Origin of the sequence: Sporomusa rhizae (assembly GCF_041428845.1) — a bacterium.
In the GTDB taxonomy this organism is placed as follows: domain Bacteria; phylum Bacillota; class Negativicutes; order Sporomusales; family Sporomusaceae; genus Sporomusa; species Sporomusa rhizae.
This window is the reverse complement of record NZ_CP156925.1, coordinates 1,769,837-1,789,859: the sequence shown is the minus strand read 5'-3', so window position 1 is coordinate 1,789,859 and position 20,023 is coordinate 1,769,837. Positions and strand designations below refer to the sequence as shown.

At 40.3% G+C, this 20,023-nt stretch carries 18 protein-coding genes; 5 read left to right on the top strand and 13 right to left on the bottom strand.

Features of this window, described 5'->3' with window-relative positions; genetic code table 11:
- Positions 1–14: 14 nt before the first annotated feature.
- The 11 genes from traF to SRRS_RS07905 form a co-directional block, all read right to left on the bottom strand.
- Positions 15–551, bottom strand: a complete 537-nt coding sequence (gene traF, locus SRRS_RS07955) for a conjugative transfer signal peptidase TraF (RefSeq protein WP_371367791.1) — start codon at positions 549–551, stop codon at positions 15–17.
- A gap of 425 nt (positions 552–976) precedes the next feature.
- Positions 977–2,170 (bottom strand): hypothetical protein, encoded by a 1,194-nt coding sequence (locus SRRS_RS07950; protein WP_371367789.1) that lies wholly within the window; start codon positions 2,168–2,170, stop codon positions 977–979.
- Between the two features lie 18 nt (positions 2,171–2,188).
- Complete coding sequence (locus tag SRRS_RS07945; RefSeq protein ID WP_371367787.1) at positions 2,189–5,434, bottom strand: hypothetical protein; 3,246 nt, start codon at positions 5,432–5,434, stop codon at positions 2,189–2,191.
- 298 nt (positions 5,435–5,732) lie between these two features.
- Positions 5,733–6,473: a hypothetical protein gene (locus SRRS_RS07940; protein WP_371367785.1), complete on the bottom strand. Its 741-nt coding sequence runs from the start codon at positions 6,471–6,473 to the stop codon at positions 5,733–5,735.
- The gene (locus SRRS_RS07935) at positions 6,470–7,360 is read right to left on the bottom strand and encodes a helix-turn-helix domain-containing protein (RefSeq protein WP_371367784.1); all 891 of its coding nucleotides are present in this window, start codon (positions 7,358–7,360) and stop codon (positions 6,470–6,472) included. The genes SRRS_RS07940 and SRRS_RS07935 overlap by 4 nt, the downstream gene beginning before the upstream one ends.
- The gene (locus SRRS_RS07930) at positions 7,357–7,632 is read right to left on the bottom strand and encodes a helix-turn-helix domain-containing protein (RefSeq protein ID WP_371367782.1); all 276 of its coding nucleotides are present in this window, start codon (positions 7,630–7,632) and stop codon (positions 7,357–7,359) included. The genes SRRS_RS07935 and SRRS_RS07930 overlap by 4 nt, the downstream gene beginning before the upstream one ends.
- A 12-nt stretch (positions 7,633–7,644) precedes the next feature.
- The gene (locus SRRS_RS07925; RefSeq protein ID WP_371367781.1) at positions 7,645–8,028 is read right to left on the bottom strand and encodes a hypothetical protein; all 384 of its coding nucleotides are present in this window, start codon (positions 8,026–8,028) and stop codon (positions 7,645–7,647) included.
- A 70-nt stretch (positions 8,029–8,098) separates the two neighbouring features.
- Positions 8,099–9,259: a ParB/RepB/Spo0J family partition protein gene (locus SRRS_RS07920; protein WP_371367779.1), complete on the bottom strand. Its 1,161-nt coding sequence runs from the start codon at positions 9,257–9,259 to the stop codon at positions 8,099–8,101.
- Positions 9,256–10,086, bottom strand: coding sequence for a ParA family protein (locus tag SRRS_RS07915; protein ID WP_371367778.1), 831 nt, complete (start codon positions 10,084–10,086; stop codon positions 9,256–9,258). The genes SRRS_RS07920 and SRRS_RS07915 overlap by 4 nt, the downstream gene beginning before the upstream one ends.
- A 55-nt stretch (positions 10,087–10,141) precedes the next feature.
- On the bottom strand, positions 10,142–10,333 hold the full coding sequence (locus SRRS_RS07910; RefSeq protein WP_371367776.1) for a DUF255 domain-containing protein: 192 nt from the start codon (positions 10,331–10,333) through the stop codon (positions 10,142–10,144).
- A 919-nt stretch (positions 10,334–11,252) separates the two neighbouring features.
- A complete protein-coding gene (locus SRRS_RS07905; protein WP_371369757.1) occupies positions 11,253–11,597 on the bottom strand; it encodes a winged helix-turn-helix transcriptional regulator in 345 nt (114 codons plus the stop codon).
- Between the two features lie 162 nt (positions 11,598–11,759).
- On the opposite strand from SRRS_RS07905, the gene SRRS_RS07900 reads away from it, so the two are divergent.
- From SRRS_RS07900 to SRRS_RS07885, 4 genes are all read left to right on the top strand, one after another.
- Positions 11,760–12,074 carry a cupin domain-containing protein gene (locus tag SRRS_RS07900; protein ID WP_371367774.1) on the top strand — a complete coding sequence of 105 codons (315 nt, stop codon included), beginning with the start codon at positions 11,760–11,762 and terminating at the stop codon, positions 12,072–12,074.
- Between the two features lie 38 nt (positions 12,075–12,112).
- Positions 12,113–12,574, top strand: a complete 462-nt coding sequence (locus tag SRRS_RS07895) for a pyridoxamine 5'-phosphate oxidase family protein (RefSeq protein WP_371367772.1) — start codon at positions 12,113–12,115, stop codon at positions 12,572–12,574.
- Between the two features lie 393 nt (positions 12,575–12,967).
- Positions 12,968–13,210 carry a hypothetical protein gene (locus SRRS_RS07890; RefSeq protein ID WP_371367770.1) on the top strand — a complete coding sequence of 81 codons (243 nt, stop codon included), beginning with the start codon at positions 12,968–12,970 and terminating at the stop codon, positions 13,208–13,210.
- A gap of 462 nt (positions 13,211–13,672) precedes the next feature.
- Positions 13,673–14,635 (top strand): hypothetical protein, encoded by a 963-nt coding sequence (locus SRRS_RS07885; RefSeq protein WP_371367769.1) that lies wholly within the window; start codon positions 13,673–13,675, stop codon positions 14,633–14,635.
- Between the two features lie 3 nt (positions 14,636–14,638).
- On the opposite strand, the gene SRRS_RS07880 is transcribed toward SRRS_RS07885, so the two are convergent.
- Positions 14,639–17,278 (bottom strand): phosphoenolpyruvate synthase, encoded by a 2,640-nt coding sequence (locus SRRS_RS07880; protein ID WP_371367767.1) that lies wholly within the window; start codon positions 17,276–17,278, stop codon positions 14,639–14,641.
- Between the two features lie 213 nt (positions 17,279–17,491).
- Between SRRS_RS07880 and SRRS_RS07875 the strand changes: the two genes are divergently transcribed.
- Positions 17,492–18,763 (top strand): LytS/YhcK type 5TM receptor domain-containing protein, encoded by a 1,272-nt coding sequence (locus SRRS_RS07875; protein ID WP_371367766.1) that lies wholly within the window; start codon positions 17,492–17,494, stop codon positions 18,761–18,763.
- A gap of 499 nt (positions 18,764–19,262) precedes the next feature.
- Here the strand turns inward: SRRS_RS07875 and SRRS_RS07870 are convergent, their stop codons facing one another.
- Positions 19,263–19,835, bottom strand: a complete 573-nt coding sequence (locus tag SRRS_RS07870; protein ID WP_371367764.1) for a JAB domain-containing protein — start codon at positions 19,833–19,835, stop codon at positions 19,263–19,265.
- Positions 19,836–20,023: the final 188 nt, after the last annotated feature.

Genomic DNA, 20,023 nt, shown 5'->3' with positions numbered 1-20,023 from the left:
TTCCCTCTTGTTCATCAATAAAACACCTCCAAAAGTTTCATTGTGAAAAGAGGATACACACGCTTATGGACTGCGGTAAGCGGCAATTCTCCGAAGTAGCGGCCGTCAAAGGAACTGGGCCGGTACGTTGCCAACGGAAGGAAATAGCCTGGTTTTACCTGGAAAGTCCCACGCAGTTGCGGTAAAGGCTTCCCTTGTCTATCTGTGTCGGCAATAGTTCCAACATAGTGGTCATTAACGTAAATACCGGTATCGGTGATGGTGTAGGTGTCGCCTTCGACCGCTGCCACTTCCTTGAGCCAATAACGTTCTCCCTTTGTCCAGCCGCGCTCCTTTGCCATTTGCCAAAGTTCCTGCGGCGGCGTAAAGGCAACGATGTCTCCGTTTTTCGCGGGACGATCCGGTAAAATAACGTAAAAACCTAATGGCATAGACTCCGTATCATTGCGAATAAACAGCCCCGGCATTTGCTGTCGAAATAAAAACGGTGACGCCAACACCAGCCAGAAGAGAACTGTCGAAATACATTTTCGGCAGGATATTCTTTTCATGCGCACCCTCCTTTCCGCTTCAGCTTAATAGAAAGCAAAGGAGGTCAACGCACCCTTTTCCCGCATTTCTTTACTCACTGCTTCCCCCAAAAGTAACCCTCGCGCTTTTAAAACACAGCACCTTTCTTCCCGTCGTCAATTCTGACACATAAACTGTCCATAATGGTACAACATGTAAAGATCCCTTTGCCAACAACGCTTAAAGGCAGGAAATCCACAAAATTCGGATTCCTGCCTTTAAACCGTTAAGGTGGAAGTTGTTAAATTTTTTTCGCGGGAAAACCCATTATCCAGCTGCTTAGCCGTTTTATCCCCAAACCTTTTATAAACGCAACAAAGTCCTCCGACGCTTATTCTCGCAAGCATCAGAGGACTCTCTTAGTCATGTAACAAAACTCGTTCTGTACTCTAGAACCGTAGAAAAATCAGTTTTTAGATACATAAGGGAGTGGACAAGCTTGGCTGATCTCGGCAAAAGCCTGTAAAATCACATCTGGTTTTGCCGGTAAGATCGTAGTACCAAACTTTTTACCGAATTCTAATGGTTTTGTGTTAAGTCTCTGGGCCAATGGATTGTCGGTAATAAAATACTGGCAATAAGGTAACGCACTTGAAGCATGATGAAAATCATATAAGTCATTCTGAGAAAACTTCTTAGCTTTATCATGTCTCACAGATGCATGAAGGCCGGAGAAAACTTGAAGCGAAGGGAAATATCGCTTTATTTTTTTGAATCTAAACATATTAGGAAATGCGTTAATGATTTCCTTCTCTTCGACCTTGGCTAACTCAACTGAATTCATATTATATTTCCAGCCAATGAACTGAGTAATTGCTTGATTTATTATCTTAGAACTCGCTTCAATAGACCCCTGAAACTCTTCAGTAAATAATTCTTCTAAGTTTTTCCCTCGAACTCCTGGCTTGTGAGTTAAATCAAAATTCAGTTTATTAGATAAAATCTGCATTGTGTCTTCAGATTCATCATTTTGCCCAAACAGGCCAAAATCTCTAAAGGGAATCCGGTAAACAGCATCAATTAACACTTTACTTAGAGCTGCTAATCCCTCATTATTTTGATCAATCTGAGGTAGCGGCACTCCCAAAATTGCCGCCGCCTTGTCCCATGCATAGTTTTCGCGATTAAAAAAAGGTAGGTCCGTTTTCAATAAATCACTTAAACAAAATACTGTTTCATCAAAAACAAGTTGTATAGGATTTTCAATGGTCAATTCCTTGCTAAGTTTTCCAATTATGTCCAAAAGCACTTTATACTCGTCAATTTTTTTCTGTTTTTGTAATTCTAAAAATATATGAGGACTAGCCACAAAATATACGTTATAGAATTCATTTAGTGTAATTGCTTTTTGATATACGTCGCTCCATGTTTTGGCAATCGTGTTTTTTCCCATGTGTACGTCTCTAAAATTTATCCAAACATTCAGATCAATATATATTTTTATTGCATTTTTAGGTATTGAAGTAAGGAAATCATACTTTTTCAATAACAAATATTCTTCTGGCGTTGTGCCAGAATTAGCAATATGGTAATTAAACCGTTCTTCCCATTCAAATCCTATATTTTTCAAATATTCTTTGGGGGCAAAATTGGTATCCATAGCGTCTCTCCAAAATTTCTATCTATTTTTTAGATTAATAACTTCAGTAATTGGAGCCTTTGTAACATTGGGTGGAATGAATGGATCATCATCAGGAGTAATGGCAAGCGACAGCCAACTCTCGATATCGACCTCCCACGCGTTTCTTATTTCAATATCATTTTTTAATATTGCATAATCAAATGCCAACTCTGGCCGGTTAGATTTTGTATTCATATAAGACGGCATAAGATAATATTGCTTACCTCTTCTTAGAATTATGTCCTCGAAGTTTTTAAAATTGATATCATTATTAGGAGTCATTTTATGAAATCTATTAGCAGTAGTTATATATTTACTGCTCGCAGGCATCAGAACATCAAGATTCGCCCCGAAAGCTACTGTGTAATGAGAAAGATTATTTTTATTTATACCCTTTATTAGCCCGACTGTTATGATGTTTTTTTCATCAACTTTACCAAACATAGAAATCCATTCTTTAAAAATCGAAATTCCTGCATCTTTATCTGTAAACAATGGAGATAAAATAGGTGGCTCTTCATAATGCCTCGGACTCATGGCAAAAATAATACCCTTCCATTTTGCTTTATCCCACAGAGAAAGATTAATTATCGAAACCACTTCCATATTTTTGTGTCTAATATTTTCAGGATCAAAAACACCTGGTGGAGGCGCTTGCCGGGTCATTTTATGAAATTTTACTTTATCAACGTCGTTTGAATGCGTATTATCTTCAAGTTGTAATGGAGTATTTCTTTTAAGTGTATAATCGGTGTCATCCACGGACGCAAAATCCATTAGAGTCATAGAATCTTTACCAAATAAATCTTCAGTCAAAAAAACACTGCCTGTAAAATCTAATGATCTATCAAATATATTATCATTCTCGACCATTTCTTCCAGCTGCGTTTTAACATCTTTAAATATTAAAATGTGGGCTATCAAGTTCGCGATAAAACCTAATATAAATTTTTTAGTAATATTTTGTGCATGATAAAATTCCTCTTTATTAAAATCAGAGCAAATTATGTCATACTTTTGGCCATCGACTTTGTTATAAGATATTTTAAATTTTTCGGAAGCAGCATATTTAACAACTATATTCACTTTTGGAGTAACACTAATAATTTTATCAATAGGTGCTGTTGCAAAAAAGCTTTCGAGTGCGGCCAAAATACTTTCTGATAGTTCGATACATGGAAATTTCCGATCAGCTTCAATAATAATATTGCATCCTAAAATCTTTGACTGTAACAATTCAATATTGTTCAATCCAATTATTGGCACGTTGGCTATTTGATCTTTTGCAGGTTGATTATACCAATCTTTCATAAACTGATTAATTTCATCGTTATCATGCTCTGCAAAAATATCTTTATCAATATAGCCTAACGCATATTTTAAAGCACTAGATGCCATGTATAATTGATATTTATCCAGTGAATCAGGGAGCAATGATAATCTCGGCAACTGATCAAATGGTACTCGCAAAAATAACATTCCTAGAATTGTATCAAATAAATCCAAATTATTTTCGGTTTTATTTATTTTGTTTGTATCGTAACCAACTGCAGAGAGTAACTGGCAAGAAATGTCATCCATCTTATGCCATGCAAGCAATTGAGGAATCCGTCCAAGCATTAATTCCACCATTTTCATACTAGTAGAAGAAGCAACCAATACTGGACTTAAGTGACCATACTTCATATAATCTATAAAACTAATATAAAATGCATTGAAGTAAAATCCTCTGGAGGCCCATAATAGATCTAATTTTTCACAAGCATGACCCATTAAGAAAAGAGCTAACAAAAAGTCTTCTTTGCTTTCTTCTTTATACAAACTAAACAATGCTTTACCAATATAACGGACCGTACTAAAAGGTTTTTTATTAACTAGTTGCTTCCCACGAGTTAATAAAAGCTTAGCAGATACAATTTCCTGTTTTCTATTATTTGTCATCGCTACGATAGTTTCGAACAGCTTATCAAAACCAGGTGATTCTTCCATTCTTGGGGCGATTTCCATAATGATTCTTGAGATTGTGTCAAGACTAAAATCAAGAACACCGTGACTTTCGGTGATAATAGAAGCGAGTTCCTCTAACAGCTTATTAGAGTCCTGGCCAAGTAATAATTTTACAAAAATATAGTTTGCCCTTGCTTCTAAAGCTGAATTAGGGCGATTTTTATCATTAATTAGCCTTTCGTATTCGGAAATTAGTTTCTCTGTATGTATTCCTAAATTTCTTTCATTTGGATCTCCTTTTGAAATTATAAATAAATTCATCCAAAGATTAGTCAAACGTTCTATATCATAAACATTGATTCCACCAACAACGAGTTTTTCATAGTCACAATATTTATTATAGAATTCGTCAAATTCTTCATACCAATAATAAAGAGTCCATGCTAATACATAGAAGCATTCTTTTTGTTGAATAATTGTACCATATTTACTAGCTAGAGCTATAGCTCTATTAAATCTTCCCATCGTTTCTGTAAGTGACAGCTCTAATTCCCTGCTTAGTTCTGCGGCGTCAATGGCCATTTGGACTATAGATCCATTTTGAACCCCATCAGCAGTTAAATTTTTTATCTCAACTTCTAAAGCATCTAATTTTTGCTTACGTTCGTAATCTAAAGGTCCAATATTTATTGCCGTCTTAAAAGATTCGGACAATCCAAATATTTCTGCAGCAACTTGTTCATTATGATTATTAAATATTTTGTCCAGCAGCCATGATCTATCCAGAATTTTAACTTGTACAATATATTTTTGTGTTAACTCATCTTCTGTAGCAGCTCTTTTCTTATCGGGGATATATTGATTGCTCATAAAAAAAATCGTTGTGTAATTTCTATTAGTAGATAAAATATTTTTGACATCAGCCACAATTTTTGATTTCCAATCTTTCTTAGCACTAAATGCGAATCCCCATCTTTCAGAAGCAGCTTGTCTCCCAATTCCAGTATACCAAGTTAATGCCGTATCATCTGACACAGGATAAGTCTCAGAATCTACTTTGCTGTCACCACCACCGGTTGGACCTGTCTGAGAGATTAAATTAGGACATATTTCTAACTCAGCTAAACGTTTGCAAAACAACTCAAACTTTTTCTCTTCATTCCGGCTCGTTAAACTTTCAAGGTAATAGTCAAAAAAAGCCCTATCTAATTGCGCTTTCTGTATTTTAACAGAATCCGAAAATTGACTTGGTCTTCTTGATTTTAAAAAGTCATATGGAGATACTGACTTATCCATTTTTCATAACCCCCTTGCTAAGCATGACACCCCTTATGGGAAATCATACCACAAATTAAGACAAAAAACTCTTATAAGATGTTTTTTCCCTATCTAAGAATCGCTTCTCATGGGGCTTGGCTTTAGTTCCAGCATTGATCCCCCACAACAAAAATCTCTCATCCAAAGTCTGACGAGAACCCCTATCAAAGTATGTCGGATTATTAGAAATTGCACCCGGTCGAGGAGCTTTGAACATGTTTTCTTCTCGCACTTTTACGGACAGACCCATGTACATGGAGGAGTATTCACTTTCAGCTTAGTAAAATTCAGCAAAATCCATCTCGCTCTTTCCCTTCATTTTTTTACCCAATGCTTCCCAAAAAATAAACATCGCTCCCTTAAAACGCAGTACATATCTTCCCGCTGTCGATTCCGACACATAAAACCGCCCGGCAAGTTCTACATAGGTGAGACATGGATCATTGCACCAGCTAAGCAAAAGCTGGCGTTCTTGCGCATTCACTTTTTCCAAATACTGCTCCATATATAGCCGCAACTGAAAAAGAGAATCCTTTCTGGTTTCCAGTTTTCTGATATAGGCGGGATCTGCATATTTCATTCCCTCCGCCAGAAAAAAATCTAAAATTGTATTGAGATAGCTTTCAACTGCGCAGAGTGCCTGCGGGGACAGGATAAAATCCCCTACTATCCCTTCCCTTAGAGCATAAAGACGTTCCAGAATTTCCGCATTCCATACGCCGGCGACTTTAGGCGAAATATAGAGTTTAGGCGCAACAAAAACAAGCGGCATCTTTTTTTGATAGCGCAGGCGGAAAAATTCTTGTTTTTCTTTAGGCAGCAGAGTAATCATGACAGCAACTAAAGCAGCATCGGCTTTACGTTGAACAATTTCCTGGCGCAGCTTAAAAACCAGGCGCGGCTGATTAAGCTTGCCTTGCATATACTGCAAAGTTCTCTCCAAGGCATGTATTTTTTCCAATGCGTAATAATCAGCAATCATTCGTACTAATCGTTCCTTGACCAGAAATAAGTTCATCCGTCTTCCTCCTTTTTCTCTTTATCCGCCATTTGCTTATGTATTCTATCCAGTATGGCCTGAAATTCTGGTGAAAGAGGTTGTCCCTCGCTCTCCTCTGGCGGCGGAGGTAGTGGCGGCGGCTGAACGATTGCGGGCTTCGGCTTCGGAAGCGGAGTATCATAATCCTGTTTTAATGCCTGAAACAGCCAGGCAACAGGGTTATGTACCTTGCTTTTTTGGGATTCCAGATAAAGAAGCTGAACGCGGATCTTATCTTCCGGATAGCGCTTGAGAAGTTTTTCAATGCTTTCTCCTGGAACGCGGCACCGGTTCGCGATTTTCACAAGCTGCTCTAGCGGAACAGCTGTACTCGCATCTTTTCCCTCTTGGCCATTGTTTCCTTCACCAGAAAACACACCGGCATCGCTTTGTTGTGTGTTTATTTTCTTTTTTTCTTGTTTAGTAGAATACGTATTTTGTAGTGGCTGATTTTCCGTCGACGGTTTTTCCGTTGGCGGGTTTACCGTTGACGGGAAATCGGTAAATGGTTCCTTTTCCTCGTAAACAGCCATTGACCGATTTTCGGCAAATGGTTGTTCTGCCTGTATTTGCGGCTCCTCGTATAGGACATATTCCGTACCGGTAAATTTGCCGTTATTATCGTGCAAACGCCTGCGCACAAGATAACCGCAAGCTTCTAATTCGTGCAGCGCCGACTGAATCGAGCTTTTTCCTTCGCTGCCAATCACTTTCACTAGCCCGCTGACGCTGTACGTCCAGTTATCCGGCAGGCTCAAACAGTAGGTAATGAGACCGCGCGCCTTTAGGGACAGGCGGACATCCTGCAAGGGAACATTGCTTACACAGGTATATTTGCGTTGCTTTTCTACCCGGATGATGCTCATAGCCCCTCCCCTTTCCGCTCAAGTTTTTCTACACGTGCTTCGAGATTTTTAACCAGCAGACGCAAATCAATAAGCTCATCATCTTCTAAAAGACTTCGCACGTCGATCCCATAAAATTGCGCAAGCAACGTAAGGCTGGCCAGGGTTGGCGTCGTTATTCCTTCCTCCCACCGATAAATGCTTGTCCGATCGACGCCGACGTGCCGGGAAAGCTTGGAAATGCTGTAGCCGTTTTTTTCTCGCAAACTGCGAATTTTCTCTGCCAATGTCATGCCAAGCACCTCCTACTTGAGCAACTCATCAAGTTGGCGAGCGCCGCTGTGCAGGCTATGAATTATTTTTTTCAATATATTCCGTTCTTCCAAACCCACTGGAAAGTTCTCAAATTCCACAGCGATTTGTTTTAGCCGCGTCTGTAAAATCGCAAGGAAATCTGCGGCTAGCATGTCCAGCGACTGAACACCGGAAAAGGACAAGATATATCGCAGAGCCTCAACCTCTTGCTCCAGCTTCCCGGCATGGGCTTTTATTCCCTGATAATCCTTCGGCTCAATAATTTGCTCGACAGTCAATACGCCGCGCTCGGTTAACTCCGTTTCCAAGACCATAATCTTCTCTTGCAGCGCGGCAATTACAATTTCTAATTCTTCCTGGCTTGTTTTCCCCATAGAAATCCCTCCTTCAGCAGCATAAAAAAAGCGGCAGAATCTCTGCCGCCAGTAAATAGCACTTTATCCCTTATCCCACTATGTTCTTTTCCAGATTATCCAGGTGTGAAAGTAACTCCTTCCATACAGCGATTCTGCCCACGGTCCGTTTTGAGGTATCTTTTTCTTCTACCAAACGCTCGGCTGTCTGCCGCATCTGATTGCGGCAAAAATCCGCCACCCAAAGGATGCTCTTTTTTTGAATCTGTACGGACAGGCTGTAAAAATCCACTGTTTCTATTTGTTCCTTTGCTATACCATCTACTTCATCTTCTTCGGAAACGGCCGCTGCAAATTGTTCATGAAGATCGTTCGGTAGGGGTTGATTCGCATGTATAGGCGATACGCCACCAGGTTCCTCTTGGAAAGAATCTGCCTTTGGTGAAGGTTTTTTTCTGCTTTTCTTGCTGTCAGGAATACCTGCCGTTTCCCCTTCTCCATCAAGCGCCTCCTCACCAGCAGCTTCTTCCGGGGGTGCCGTCGAAGCCTTCTGCGCCCGGATTTCCTCTTTCACCTCAATTGCCGCCTGCACACTCCCACCTTCCGGCAGGGCATGTTCCGCCTCTTCCTGCTCTTCCGGCGATAAGCCGGTTAATTCATACGCTGCCGACAACGGCAGTTTTCCTTCTTTTAGACGGTTCAAGAGTGCCGGTGAAAGCTTCAATAGCTCCAGCTTTCTTTTCAGCGTTGACTCGGACAATCCCAGTTGGCGGGCAAAATATGCGCGGAACTTCCCGCCTGGCTTCTCTTCCTCAAACCGTCTACGGAAAATCGGCTGCAAATATTTCAGCTCATTAAGCTCATCCTCTATGGTTTTATCGCGTTGGCAGTTGGCCGAAATGATTGCTTCTATTTCGTCTTCCTCTGATTCATAACGGCGTATGATGCATGGGACTTTCTCCGGAACGAATTCTCCCTGGGCTTTTAGATACTTTAAAGCGGCAAGGCGCCGGTGTCCTGAAATCAGACGATAGGTGACTCCATCCTGCTGCATCACAGCTTCAAGCGGCTGACGAATCCCGTTGCGTGAAATGTCCGCCGCCAAAACCTCTATATCTGCGATACTGTAAAAGTTTTGTTTGTTCTCAACAAGTGCGGACATATCAAGCAGGTGTGTCAATTCCGGCAGCATCTTCGGGCTTTGTGAAGCCCGATTGAAATATGCGTTCATATCTAGTTTTTTTGCCATCATCGTTCCCCACTTTCTTGCGTGTAGAACAACTCTTCCATAAAATGCTTAAAATCTCTTGAGAATCCGCAGCTTGGCGAAAGTGTTTGAATGGAAATTCCACGCTCGGCTGATTCACTCAACCGTTTCGCTCCTGTTTTGGTTAAACGAATGGTAATTGAAAAAGTGGGCATTTTCTTCTGGATACTTTCTAATATTGGGGCAGAATCTGGCGTATATTTGTTTAGCACACACCCCCGGAAACGAAGGCGCCGGTCCGGCAAAAATTCACTATATCCCTGGTCCATCGCGATGCGATCATTCTTTGCCGCTTGCAGTTGCTCGTACATTAAGTCCATGCCATCGCAGGCATAGCAATCCGGTGTCGTTACGAAAATAACTTCATTGGCGACCATCAATGCATTGTAGACGCTGGTATTGATGTCTGGCGGATTATCTATAATGCAAAACTGATACTGTGTACGAACTGGCTCTAATGCCTCTTTTAGTAAAAACTTTTGATTACGATTTTTATATTTATCAGAAAGCATAATGTCAAAATTCACTGCGGCTAGTCCCATATCCGCCGAAATAATATCAATGTTTTCATATGCGGTTTTTTGAATTGCCTGTGCTGCCGATATACTGCCGTCTAAAACTTCGGATAAAGTATTTTCTGTCTGCGCTTGAAAAAAGCGACTGGCATTTCCTTGTTTGTCATTGTCAATGAAAAGTACTTTGACTCCTAGCTTTGCCAAGGCGCAAGCAACGTGCGTAGAAAGTGTCGTTTTTCCCACGCCTCCCTTGAGGTTCATGAAGCAAATTATAATCATACCCGTGCTTTGTTCCACAATTATTTCCCCCTTTTCTGGAAAAAAAATAGACGTCCTTTTTACTAGCAGACGTCTACTTGCATTTGTGAAATTGACACCAGTGGCACGTACTATAGCCACAACTAAAAAATATCGGCTTATCCTCTTCCTTAGCCTTGGCAAACGCTTCTTCGCCCCAGGGGTACCAGTCTATGGGATTGTGTGCGTGTTGCAGTAAGTATGGACTCTTTTCATTCGCCAGGTGGTTAACGTGCTTCTCAGACATTCGCTTCACCTCGTTTTCATAGCTACTGTTTAGGATTTGCCTGTGGATGATTTTACATACATCTTATAATAGATATTAATTATCTATTAATATTATTTATATTTTAATTAAAATCCTGTGGCAAGTCAAGGTGTTTAAAGTAAAAAAAGCCGCTATTTACCCTCGACTTGAATCAACCCAGAAAGAAACTAATTCGCTAACCATGCTCTGTCACAAAAAATAAAAATAGATAGGAAGGTTAAACCTCCTACCTATTTCGCACCATCCCTATAGTATTCGATACACGACAATCTCAAACAACTTATTCCAATCTTAATGAATTTGACTCGCCTGAACAGACGCCAGATGGATCACTGAAAAACTTGTTTCAAACAGTCCCTAATTCCACGACATCAATACTATTGGTGAGAGGGCTAAAACCGATTAATGGTAAACAAAAAACACTATCCTGATCCAGAATACTAACCACTCGAACACTTCAGAAAACTTCGACTCTGAAATACTTTGGTTGATCTCTAGGTCACTATAAGGATGGTGCTTAATTAGATAATAACATATGCAGAGTAGATTGGCAAGACCATTAGTCTAAACTTTAAATTTTCTTTGCTAATTAAGATCATTCCATAATTATTATTGTTTAACTAAAGAGTGTTACTTTAACGAACATGGCACCACTGTGATGTTTGTATATAACCTTTTATATTCAGTACCGCAATATCCCTCATAGACTAGATGTTTCGCAGTAAATTTGCAAAATGTCTTTTGTGAATATCACTGTTTAGTGGTGCTTCAAACCTAATTTATTATGATGCAATAAAAGTATAATTTTGCGGTGAAGTGACAAGCTATACAGACCCTGCATCCTTTCTCTTGGACAGTGTTAAAAAACAACAAACCGGGAACCATCTCTTGCCTTTTCTTAATCATTAATGAAATCTTCTTGTTGCTTACCTTGATGCTCTAAATAACCTTTACCCCAAGTGCTTATTGATTCAAGAATGGGTTGAAGACTCAAGCCAAGTTCTGTTAGAGAGTATTCAACCTTGGGTGGAACCTCTGCATAAACCTTGCGCGAAATAAGACCATTCTGCTCCATTTGCCGAAGTTGTTGGGTTAACATTTTTTGACTTATTCCGTTTATACCTTTTAGCAACTCACTAAAACGCTGGTTATTTCTGTTCAATAAGTTTCGTAAAATAAGAACCTTCCATTTATGCCCTATTAAATTCAGTGCCGCTTCAATGGGGCAAATCTTAGTATTCACCATTCAAAACCTCCAATAAAATCAGCAATAGTTACTATTTGGTTTGTATCAAACAAAATAGTGCCTTCTTGCGAAAAGTAACTTGTTTTCTTATTATATTAATGAAAGTGGCTACAGGCAATATGTAATAGTTTATTTAAACAATTAAGGGGGAACCAAAATATGAAAAAAATCAATACTAATTCTCTATTGGATTTTTCACTGGAAAAATCGGTGCGTAAAGCACTTAGTCATGAAGGCAGTAAGCTTGATGTTGGATTACTGCTATATGCACCAGGTCAGAGTACGCCGGAACATACTCATAAAGATATGGACGAAGTGTTTTATGTTGCTGAGGGTGAAGGAAAATTAACTATCGACGGAAAAGAATTTCCCCTTAAAGAAAAAGATATAATCTTATCTCCAAGGGGAGAAGGGCATGGCTTTTTCAATACCAGTTCAGGTAATCTAGTAGTTCTGCAGGTTAAAATTTTCTAAGTGTTCCTTAGGCAAAACTTCTTCAAAAGGAGATATTTATGAGACGTGTCCGTGATACAGAAAAACAAGTAACGCGCGATGAAGCTATGAGTATTCTAAAAGCTGCCGAATACGGGGTGTTATCTACGGTGGACAAAGATGGGCAGCCTTATGGCGTCCCTCTAAACTATATAGTTTTAGATGAGGCGATCTACCTGCATTGTGCCCTCGCAGGTCATAAGTTAGATAATATTTCCCAGAATAGCCAGGTATGCTTTACTGTGGTTGGATATTCAGAAATAGTACCCAGCTCATTTACCGCCAACTATGAAAGTGTTGTTGTTTTTGGTAAAGCTATATTGGCCAGTGAGCCTGAAAAAATCAAAATGCTAACAGAATTGGTGAAAAAATATAGCCCGGAGTTTCAGGACAAGGGGATGAAAGTACTTGATGCTTTTAAAGATAAATGTGCCGTAATTAGAATTAAAATTGAAGATATTACAGGTGTGAAGAAAAGATAAGAGGGGATGCAGGGACAGGTCAGTTTTTTTATAACGTGACAAGGAACCTGTCCCCCTGCCCCATAAATTATTGACGCATTCTAAGAACAGTGAATTAGTTAAGAAATTTATAAATGAACCCCAAGCCTAGATAATTACTGGGTTTGGGGTTAGCGTTTTTTATCAGATTGCCATCAGTGGCAATTGGATTATCGCGTGTTGAAAAAAGCCGCTATTTACCAGCGACTTGAATCAACCCAGAAAGAATTCTACATTAATTGCCAATAACCAGACTTTTGAAGAAGTCGCCGAAAGACCAAATGAAAGTAGAACCCGCGGGGATTAAACCTTATTACGCTTAATTATATCTAGGAGTGCACTAGCGGGGGAAACACGGTCTTGGGAAGCAGACAAATGGAACACATTGCTGTGGAACACATGGCCGTGGAGCACATTGCTGTGGAACACATGGCCGTGGAGCACATTGCTGTGGAGCACATTGCTGCGGAGCACATTGCTGCGGAGCACATTGCTGTGGAGCGCATTGCTGTGGAGCGCATTGCTGTGGAGCGCATTGCGGCGGAGCACATTGCTGTGGGCTACATGGGCGAGGGACACATGTGCGAGGGTTGCATAGGCGAGGGATACATGGGCTAGGGTTACATGTGAAAGGGCTACATAAGTGAGGGAAACATAGGCGAGGGACACATAAGCGAGGGATACAACTAAAGGTGGCGGTCTGCCTCATTTCTTCTTCATATAGGTCATCCGTATCAAATTCATACGATTCTATTTCGGGATATTCATGGTCCCAGGAACGCTTCGGCATATCGAACCTCCTTTCAAAGGTTGTGTAACCTATTACATATTATGTTTAACGCCCCCTTATGGTGTATAAAACCGGGAAATATAGAAGCAGGTAAAGTAGAGTTATCACGGAGTATCCATCCCTTCTTTAATGGACAGTTAAAACACATGATATACTGAAAATCAGAGAGGGAATTTTATAATATGGATAAACGGCAGGGCACCATTAGTTCTCTCCATAGTATTTACAGGATTTTTCCTTATACACTATCGAATATATGCATGCAGAGGACGTTAAAGGAGTAGTTAATATTGCATAAAAACTCTAACACACCGAACAATTTATCACTCATTAAAGATAATGATAAACTTTTTTTTAAATCATTACTAAAACAAATTGATGAGCTTAGCAGAACAGTAAATGAACAACTAGCGACTCGCATCAGATTTTCAAATTTTTTATTGATATTTCTTTTTGCTGTTGTCCTTTGCCTATCAGTTTACTATGAAGAAAAACTAATAGCGATTAGCAACTATTTATCAATAATTTTATGTTGTATTGCTATTCTTGCCTTGTCTTACTTCATTCGCTTACGATCGAAAATTGCCGACTTAGCTGAAGCTACGCAAGAAATCAGCCTGCAATTGAATAAACGCTTGGAGACAGAGTATGTCTTATCGTTGAATGAAAATAAGATAGCTCCAATCCAAATAAGCCCACACTGTGATATTAGCCGCCTTGATGTAGATTTATCTTCAGAAATGTTTAGAGACGCCCTTTTCTTTAGAGAAAAAGCTACCCTCATTCCTTCAACCGAGTGCTTTATTCGTTGGCGTTATGTCCGAGCTTCAATCATTTATTTTTGTTGCGCCTTAGAGTCTTGGGTTAATAGCACTCTTACAAAAAAGTTACAGGAAAAGCAAAAAGTACAGGTATTACCTCGTTTCGAACATGATCTTTTAAATTTCTTACTTAATGAAGATTTTTACGAACCGCATAATCCTGTCATAAAGCTTAACATCCCAACTAAATTGCGCAAAACATTACCGCAGGTGCTAAGCTTGCAGGAAATTGATGATGAGATTATCAACCAGTACCTAGAATTGGTTAAGCTGCGTAACCGAATTATTCACTTTAGCAGCAAGGATCTTGAAACCGTATACGAGTCAGAGACACTTTATTTAATGCTACGTTCAGCACCGGAAATCATTGAAAAGCTAATTACGATGTTTGAACCTGATAACGTGCCTGACTGGGTTAAGGCAAGACCATAAACCTCACCCGCCAATGAATGTTGGCTCTAAAATTTCTACAAACCCCTGCACTCCATCCACGCGTATTCTATCGCCGTCTTTAATGAGCCTTGTTGCATCATCTACCCCGACTACTGCCGGAATGCCATATTCACGCGCAATCACGGCTCCATGGGTCATTAAACCGCCAACTTCAGTGACGATAGCAAGGGCTGATTGAAATAAAGGAGTCCAGCCGGGATCGGTATGAGGTGCGACTAAAATCTCCCCTTCATTTAGCACGGCAGCTTCCGGTCTAAGAATAACGCGAGCCTTCCCTTCAGCAACTCCTGCGGAAACCGGAGTTCCTAATAATGTTCCCTCAGGAACACTATCTCTTTTCGGCGGCACGATAACAATTTCGCCCTCACTCGTCATAACGCGCGGTGGCTTCAAACTTTGATACCATTGATATTGTTCCTTGCGTTCAGCGAGTAATTCACTAACATTCTTATCAAAGCTATCTTGTAAAAGTTGATACAATTCGTCCAATGTCAAGTAATAGCTATCTTCAGCCTGCTCTAAGATACCTGCCTTTACCAGTTCGTTGGCTTCCTCCATAATAGCTTTCTTGCAATCGCCCATTATGGTAATAATAAAAAACTTGTGATGTTCCCGAAGCCCGCCTAAATTACGATATACATCAATTAAGCGAGAAGTAAGTTTTGCTTTAAAATGCTTTCCTTCTACTGCTTTTAACATACGCCTGGACGCAGCTTCAGCTTCTCTTTCCCCTTCGGCAAATCGTTGTCTATGCTCACCGGGCTTCAGGCTTCGTATATTACTGAGAATGGCCGATACCAATCGTGTTGGCGTTTCATACCATCGCGGCGTAGTAATATCAATTTCGCCAGGACATCTCATGCCATATCTATCAATAAACGCTTTAAAATCCGCTTTGAACTGCCTTCCACCTGGTACTTGCTCCAGTCCGCTATAAAAGTGCTGATCATCCGCCGTTTTAAGATACTCTTGCACCTCTGGCAATTCACGTGCTTTATCCGCCAAATCCCCAAGTTCCAACCCCATCTCACTCGTGACATTACCGGGAAGGGATTTGTTTAATCTATGCACCTCCATTTCGTCTCCAAACATGCGGATACTTATTTTTTTGAGTAAAGCATTTGCTATAATGCCTGCTGCAGCATACGGTATGATAGTATGAACAATCTCCACAAAAAGTGTATCCAATTGTTCTTTTACTGTTTTTATCCGTTCAGCGCCATGCACTCCCCGTAACGCCTGACGAGTTTTGATAATACGCTCCTGCATAATTTTTTCTACATAGCCCTTACCCTTTTGAGGGTCATCTGTACGAATAATAGCCCAAACCTTCCCAATAACCGGCATCAGCATTTTTCTAAGTGCGGAAAAGGTCATTGCATCTTTTGACTGATGTCCTTCAAGAAACTCGGGACGTTTAACAATAGTCTCAACAGCACGGCTCATGGCTTCATCCACGTTGCCCAGAAATTTAGGCACCATCATGCGCGCCAGCTTATTATGAAGAACATCCGACATATCAAGAAAAATTCTTCCCCCCGCTTCCGTAAATATCCGCGGAGGAAAAACGGTCTGTAGTACAGATAATCCTAGTGGCTTAATAGCATCTGTCATCACTTGGACATGACCGAAGGACAAGAGCAGCCGTACTGGCTGTTGTGGAAAATTAGGCAAAGGATACAGTGTAGTAATCGGTCGGCTTTGAACGATAAAAAATTCATTGTTAGCAACACAAAATTCTATATCTTGCGGATTGCCATAGTGCTCTTCAATTTTTTTGCCTAGCTCTGCTAAATCAATGATTTGACGGTCTGTTAGGACTTGCTGCTCCTGCTGCGCGGGCAGGAGTTCTTTCGTGACTGTACCGCCCTCCGGCATAGAATAAATCGCCAGTTTCTTCTGCGATATTTTCTTGCTAAGGATGGCGTGATTTTTTACTTTATATAAATCTGCAGAAACTAAACCGGATACCAACGCTTCGCCTAACCCAAAACTCGCATCGATTGAAACAACGGTACGATTACCGTTCACGGGGTCGGCAGTAAACATAATCCCGGACAGATCGGAAATGACCATCTTTTGAATAACGATGGATAGAAAAACCTCGCTATGGTTAAATCCATTTTTAGCTCGATATACAATGGCTCGGTCAGTAAATAACGACGCCCACGATTTACGAATATGACGGAGCAATTCCTCTTGTCCTTTTATATTCAGGTAAGTATCTTGCTGACCCGCAAAAGATGCATTAGGCAAGTCTTCGGCAGTCGCACTGGAGCGAACGGCATAAAAATTTTCCGTCCCAACCTTGACCCATGCGTGAAGAATTTCATTGCTAATTTCTTCAGGTATTGGTAGTTGTTGCAAATGATCCCGAATACGCAGCCCTAATTGCCTTAGCTGACTTAAATTGGATAAATCAATAGATTTCAATTCCTCAAAAAACCCAGCCATTTCCGGACTAGTTGCGATAAAGTCTTGATAGGCAAGTGTCGTAACGCAAAAACCACCCGGAACAGGAAAACCAGCCTGTGTCATTTCTCCTAAATTTGCACCCTTCCCACCCACTAAAGCAAGACTTGCACGGTTAATTTGGTCAAAAAAGAGTATATAATGCTTCATAACATTTCACCTCATCCAAGTCGGTTAAATTTTTAGCGTTATTGCTTAAGCGAAACTTCTTACTAAACCTGATTTCTATATCGTGAATCTTCTCCTTACAGATATTCTAAGTATTATTATCTTGAAATTTTTAAAATATATTGAAGGAAATGGCTAGTGCACATCCAATAATGTAATATTATGTAAAAACATAAATTGAAAGGAGGTGCTTCTTTGAATAGTGTTCTAACTGGCTCTATAGTATCACTAATTGATAATGTCTGTGTAATTACGGTTATGGCTTATACAGTAAGCCATTCTAAATACTATTTGGAATGGCTTGATGAGAAACGCAATCTTAAAAATAAGTCATTTTTGACAATAATATTTGGGCTATTTTCACTCTATGCTGCGGCGGCAGGCGGTGTAGCCAACGTCAGAGTTCTGGGACCAATGCTTGGGGGATTAATAGGTGGCCCATTAGTTGGTATAGGAGCTAGTTTCTTCGGCGGTATTTACCGCTTTTTAGATTTAAGATACGCCGGAGCCACAGAAATGGCCCACTCAGCTTTATTGGCGACAGTTCTGGCAGGACTGGCAGGTGGCCTGGTTTACAGGTGGCGAAAAGGTCAACTGCCGGGGTTGTGGACCACAGCAATCTTCGCCATTGTCTTTGAAGCATTTCATATGGCGTTGACTGTAGCAATGGAATACCAAAACGAAATAGTAATTTCCACAGTAAAGACGGTCGGTATACCAATGACCATTAGCCACACGGTTGGCGCAACAATGCTTGTATTCATAACTAAAAACATAATTAAAACCCGCATGAAAGAAGAGACATTGCGAATAGACAGGCTTAATATGGTTGGACAAATGGCTGCAAACGTCGCTCATGAAATACGTAATCCGCTAACTTCGGTCCGGGGCTACTTGCAAAGGATGCAAATGAAAAACGATTACTATATCGGCAAGGAACGCTGCCATATAATGCTTGAAGAATTAGACAGGACAAACTTAGTTATCAGTAAATACCTGTTGCTAGCTAAGGAAAAAGTATCTCACCGGAAAAGTCGCTGTTTAAATAGTGTAATAAAGGCTTTGCATCCATTATTACAAACGAACGCAACCGCCGGCAACTCATCTGTAACACTCCTTCTAGAAGACATACCGGAGTTATATTTGGATGAAAACGAAATTCGTCATTTGCTATTTAACCTGGTAAATAACGGTCTAGACGCCATGCCGGCAGGTGGCAAAATTGTCATTCGCACATTTTTCAAGCAGAATAAAGTTGTTTTGGCCATAAGTGACCAGGGTTCAGGCATTTCGCCAAAAATAATGAGAAAATTGGGGACGCCGTTCTTCACTACCAAAGATACAGGGACTGGTTTAGGCCTACCAATATGCTATAGAGTCGCTTCCAGGCACAATGCCTCCATTGAGGCTGAAACCAGCCCAGAAGGGACAACCTTCACGGTAAAGTTTTCAATACCGGCAAAATAAAAGCGTTTTTCCTTACAAAAAGAATTAAACAGCACGCAATTTTTAATTAGCACGTTGTTAAACACTGCTCGCGAAATACTTCATACGTGATTGATAAAAGAAAAATTTAATTAGAGGGAGTAAACAATTATATACGCTTATGCATAGTTGTCCTTCTTAGGCTATACAGTTTAACAGGGAACCGTCAACTTACTCCAGAGTTCCATCGCGGAAGCCCTTGTTCTTAGCTAATGGTAGGCGTTCGCCCCCTTTTGGAACTTTCATCCTATAGACCGGGCGGCATAACAATAAAAAGAGGCTGATCTAAATCATTAGATCAGCCTCTATGTCTGGATACTTCCAATATCTTTTTGCCGCAAAAGGAATTCTGGTAACCGCCTGAGCATCGTCCTCTAAGGCTTTTCTGATATACATATTTATACCTTCTAAGGAATTTTCATACTACTTTTCAGCTTATTATAACCTCAATAACCTCGTCCCCAATCTCTTTTCAGCAGCATTAATCAAATACTACGCCGAATTTATCATTATCTTTAATCGAATAATATCTGCTTTGAGTTACGATGATATGATCTTTTAGCCTAATACCGGCCTTTTGTAGTTTAGGTATTAGCATGGAGGTGTAATATACATCTTCCATTGAGGGATAGATTGTTCCATTCGGGTGATTATGGGCAATAAAGATAACATTTGCTTCATTCTGGATGCAATGCTGTATAATTACCGCTATGTTGGGAGAATTCACATATCCCCCCTGCTTATCCGTGCACTGAATTTCAGCCACCAAACGGTTGTCTGCGGTAACCAACAGTAAGATAAGATACTCTGTGGGTTCATTACCAATCCATTTGTAAATATGACGAAAAACATCTCTAGCAGATTTTATATAAACGCTTGACACCGGTCTCAGAATTACCGTTTCGGCTGCCTCCTCAGTATCGTTAGCACCCCCTGTTTCACTTTGCTCGGTGCTAGGAACAATATGAAACATGCTGGCTGTTGCACCCAATATCGTTATATAGATTAGCCCCAACGACGTCACGATAATTAGCGTTTGAAAAAATTCACTCATACGTCCACACCCCAATCCTTAATTTATTCTTCCAGCATAAGAAGCCATCGGTCAATAATGATTGTTAGGACTTCAAGAATTTCATTCGCCGTTAAATCAAACCACGAGCTCAGTTCCATCCGAACCTGTCGTAAAAGTAATGATTACATCGTGCCGCGCGGCAACAAAAAACAAACCTATTGCTTTTT